This is a genomic window from Nitrobacter winogradskyi, assembly GCF_006539545.1.
Classification (GTDB): domain Bacteria; phylum Pseudomonadota; class Alphaproteobacteria; order Rhizobiales; family Xanthobacteraceae; genus Nitrobacter; species Nitrobacter winogradskyi_A.
Genome location: NZ_BJNF01000069.1, coordinates 1 through 4,000 on the forward strand (window position 1 = coordinate 1; position 4,000 = coordinate 4,000).

The window sequence follows — 4,000 nt, forward strand, 5'->3', positions numbered from 1 at the left end:
CCGCTCTAGAGCCTTTCCGCTTCTGATAAAATCAGAAGCGGGCGCTATGATTTTAATTTGACGCGTTGTCTTCAGGCGAGCCGGTATTCATCCTCGGGTCAAGCCCAAGGACATGCTTCGCTCGGAAAAGCTTCTCACCTGATCAGAAAGCCGCCGCCAGCTCGCGCGCGCCCGGCTTTGCGCTGTTGCTGTCCATCCGGGCGTTGGTGACCGCGAGCAGTTTCGCCACCGTGTTGTGACGAATCGCCACCGGATTGCGTTCATAGCCCCGACGCTGGAAGAAATTCGCCGTCGGCACCCGTTCGCGCATCGCCTGCGGCATCGTCACCATGTCGAAGCCGGTGCCGTCGCCGGTGAGATTCATCATCTCCAGTTCAGCGGCGGTTAGCGGACGGGAATAACCCTTGTTGCGTGCGAAAATAACCGAGGTCAGGAGCTTGTGGATCTGCAACAACGGACCAACATCGATATCCAGCACCAGCGCATGGATCGCCCAGCCTTTCGGCGTGTCGGCAAGCTTCTGATGCGCGCTCCAGGTATCGGGCACCGAGCGCGCGTAGGCCACCATCCGCTTGACCACCGCGATCCTGCGCTCGGTCGCCCCACGCTGCGGTCCTGACAATCGCGCCGCTTTCTCGCCAAGCGCGCGCAGGATGTCATCGCCCTGCTCGGCGAGCAATTCGACGCTGTTGGTTGTGAGCAATTGGTTATAGCCGATCGCGGTGGAGATCGCGCGCGATCCCGGCCGGGACGTGCTGAGGCCCGACTGCATGTCGTGATCGCCATTGCCGCCGGTTTCGAACGAATAGACCCGAACCGCCTGCTCCTTCGTGAGGCCGTAGGCTCGCGCCACACTCGCATAGGCACGCTTGAAATCGATCTCGGTTCTCGGCCGCTGCGGCGTGAACTGGAACTGCTCCGCCGCCGCCCTCAGGAAATCGGCGACGACGGGAATGGATTTGCGTTGCCGTGGCGAACGCTCCTCTTCAGGCTCCGGGTTGATCGGGCGTTGCGGTCCATCATAGAGCGGGGGATGGACCAGCACGTAATCGTCGAGCGAGACGGGCTGGCGATCGCGCCGCTTGGCATTCCTGAGCCGCCTCTTGTCGGCAATCGCGTTCCAGTAGGCGTCCGCCTCCTGCTCGAAGGCAGCGCGAGCCTCCTGATACGCCTTCAGCTTGCGGCGGTAATCCGCGATGGCGGCCGGGGATGCGGCCTGCGCCATCGCGCCGGCGAACGTCGCGGGCGCCGCCGCCCCATCAGGAACCGCAGCGAGCGACGCAAGCAGCAGCGCCCCCGCGACGATCTGGTGACAACGACGAATCATTCGGCTCCGCATCGAACCTGTGTAGCAAGCCCGCCGCGGATGTCAGCCGCCAAGAGATCGTGGCTAGAGCATTATCGCTTCTTGTTGAATCAGAAGCGAAGCTCTAGATCGTTGTTTTGACGCGTTTTCTTGACGCGAATCGAATTCCATCCTTGAGTCTAGTCCGAGGACATCCTTCGCTCGAAAACGCTCCGGGGAGACCCATTCCAGCGGCTTTGAGTGAGGTTCGTCTTATTTTCTGTCAACCGAGCATGATCCTGTCCTAAAACGGTTTCCGCTTTTCGGGATCATGCCGTAGAGCATTTCCGGCTAAGTGGAATCCGGTTAGCTGGAAGAAAATGCTCTCGAATCATTATGCGCGTATTCTGATCGCAAAACCGGTATCCACTTTTGCGGAAAACGCGCTAGACACGAAACCGCATGTCAGGCCGCCCCAAACTCGTACTCGCCTCCGGTTCGCCGCGACGGCTCAGCCTCCTCAACCAGGCAGGTATCGAACCCGACGCGTTGCGGCCTGTCGACATCGACGAGACGCCGACGAAGGGGGAGCTTCCCCGCGCCTGCGCCAATCGCCTCGCTCGCGCCAAGGCTGACGCGGCCTTGAAAGCATTGCAGTTCGACGACGAACTCCGCGGCTCGTTTATTCTGGCGGCCGACACCGTCGTCGCCGTCGGCCGCCGCATCCTGCCCAAAGCCGACCTGGTCGATGAGGCCTCGCAGTGCCTGCGGCTGCTGTCGGGACGCAATCATCGCGTGTACACCGCCGTGTGCCTCGTGACCCCGAAGGAAAACTTTCGTCAGCGGCTGGTCGAAACGCGTGTTCGCTTCAAGCGGCTGAGCGAGGAGGACATTCAGGCCTACATCGGCTCCGGGGAATGGCGGGGCAAGGCAGGCGGCTACGCGATTCAGGGCATCGCCGGTTCGTTCGTGGTCAAGCTGGTGGGGTCCTACACCAATGTGGTCGGGTTGCCGCTCAACGAGTCGATTGCGCTGCTCGGCGGCGAGGAATTTCCGATCCGCACCGGCTGGTTGGATGCCGGTTAGGAAACCAGCCCGCGCGCGGCCCGAGAAGCCGTGCCCGATCTGCGGCAAGCCATCGGTCGAGGCTTCGCGTCCGTTTTGCTCCGAGCGCTGCCGCGACGTGGATCTGAACCGCTGGCTGTCCGGTTCCTATGCCATTCCCGCCAGTAGAACTGACGATGAGGATGCGGAATAGGCCGGGGACCTGCCGGCCGGCGACTCGGGCTGGTCGAAAGAAAAGCTAGCAGCTCGACACGACACCGGCAGACGGGTGGACAGGACGTTCCGGCCTGACTATAAACCGGCGCGCCCTGCTGAAGCCGGACGACGCCCAGGTAGCTCAGTTGGTAGAGCATGCGACTGAAAATCGCAGTGTCGGTGGTTCGATCCCGCCCCTGGGCACCATTACCTGCCTCATTCATCACCCTCCACCTTCGGAAATCCGAAAGCTCCTGGGACTCGAGGTTATGTTCGCCGAAGAAGCGCGAGCATCTCTCGTAAATTTCAGGCCTTGAATCCCCCGCCCCGAGCAAAGCGCTTGCGGATGCGTGAGAGCAGTCCGTCGCAGACGTCGCGATAGGCCTGCAGGCGCTGCTCCCGGTTGCCCTCGATGATGGTGGGGTCCGGCGTCGGCCAGTATTCGACGTCGGCTGCGATCGTCCGCGTCAGTTCCAGCGCCTTGTGATGAGCTTCCGGCGACAACGTGATGATGAGATCGAAGTTGAGACCTTCCCAGTCTTCAATCTCTTCGAACGTCATTGGCCGGTGCTTTGAGATGTCCTGGCCGAGTTCGGCCATCACCGCAACGGCGAACGGATCAAGTTCGCCGGTTCGGACGCCGGCGGATCGTACATAGAGGGTTCGCGGAAACATCTGCTGGAGCAGGCTCGCCGCCATCGGCGAGCGCACGCTGTTGTGCGCGCAGGCGAACAGCACCGACTGGGGATTGTGCACGCGCGCAGGCGCGGCCATGGCTCAAGCCGCTTTCGTTTCGCGCGGGCCCTCCGCGCGGCCATTCCGCATGCATCGCCACAACAACAGGTGTTCCGCGACTCGGATCATGCGTTACCCTTCCAGTGCAGAACAGAGATCAGGGTGAACAGCCGCCGCGCGGTCTCGAAATCGACGCGGACCTTGCCGCTCAGCCGCTCTTGCAGCGTGCGCGAACCTTCATCGTGGATGCCGCGCCGGCCCATGTCGATGGCCTCGATCTTGTCTGGCGTCGCGGTCCGGATCGCCTGATAGTAGCTGTCGCAGATCATGAAGTAGTCTTTCACGATCCGCCGGAACGGGGTCAGCGACAACAGGTGTGTCACCACGGGAGCGCCGTCCTCGCGCCGGATGTCGAACATCAGGCGGTTGCCGGTGATCGCGATATGCAGGGTGAACGGGCCGCCTTCCGCACCTTCCGGCGCGAACAGGTTCTTCTCGACGAGATCGTAGATCGCGATCGCCCGCTCGTGCTCGATATCCGGCCCGGAACGCCCGATCGAATCCTCATCGAGCGTGACCGCCACGATTCGATGGCGCGAATCATCCTCGGATGGGGCCTTGCTCATGATCTGCCGGTCCGGTTCCAACATTCGCATCCCATTTCAGCGCGGTGAGAGGCGAATGCAAAACTGCCTCCCACTATAGCGTTTTCGAGCGAAG

Annotated in this window: 5 protein-coding genes and 1 tRNA gene; 3 read left to right on the forward strand and 3 right to left on the reverse strand. The window is 62.0% G+C overall.

The features are described 5' to 3' along the window. Window positions 1-142 precede the first annotated feature (142 nt). Window positions 143-1,339, reverse strand: coding sequence for a hypothetical protein (locus NWI01_RS12535; protein ID WP_141384168.1), 1,197 nt, complete (start codon window positions 1,337-1,339; stop codon window positions 143-145). A gap of 408 nt (window positions 1,340-1,747) precedes the next feature. Here NWI01_RS12535 and NWI01_RS12540 point away from each other — a divergent pair, with 408 nt between their 5' ends. From NWI01_RS12540 to NWI01_RS12550, 3 genes are all read left to right on the forward strand, one after another. Continuing rightward, entirely contained in the window at window positions 1,748-2,371 is a 624-nt protein-coding gene (locus tag NWI01_RS12540) for a Maf-like protein (protein WP_141384169.1), read from the forward strand. Further along, on the forward strand, window positions 2,361-2,543 hold the full coding sequence (gene yacG, locus NWI01_RS12545) for a DNA gyrase inhibitor YacG (RefSeq protein ID WP_141384170.1): 183 nt from the start codon (window positions 2,361-2,363) through the stop codon (window positions 2,541-2,543). Before NWI01_RS12540 ends, yacG begins: the two co-directional genes overlap by 11 nt. A gap of 133 nt (window positions 2,544-2,676) precedes the next feature. After that, a tRNA-Phe gene (locus NWI01_RS12550) sits at window positions 2,677-2,752 on the forward strand. Between the two features lie 99 nt (window positions 2,753-2,851). Here NWI01_RS12550 and NWI01_RS12555 read toward each other — a convergent pair. Further along, window positions 2,852-3,319 carry an arsenate-mycothiol transferase ArsC gene (locus NWI01_RS12555; protein WP_141384171.1) on the reverse strand — a complete coding sequence of 156 codons (468 nt, stop codon included), beginning with the start codon at window positions 3,317-3,319 and terminating at the stop codon, window positions 2,852-2,854. Window positions 3,320-3,405: 86 nt separating this feature from the next. Continuing rightward, the gene (locus NWI01_RS12560) at window positions 3,406-3,906 is read right to left on the reverse strand and encodes a UPF0262 family protein (protein ID WP_141384172.1); all 501 of its coding nucleotides are present in this window, start codon (window positions 3,904-3,906) and stop codon (window positions 3,406-3,408) included. Window positions 3,907-4,000 lie beyond the last annotated feature (94 nt).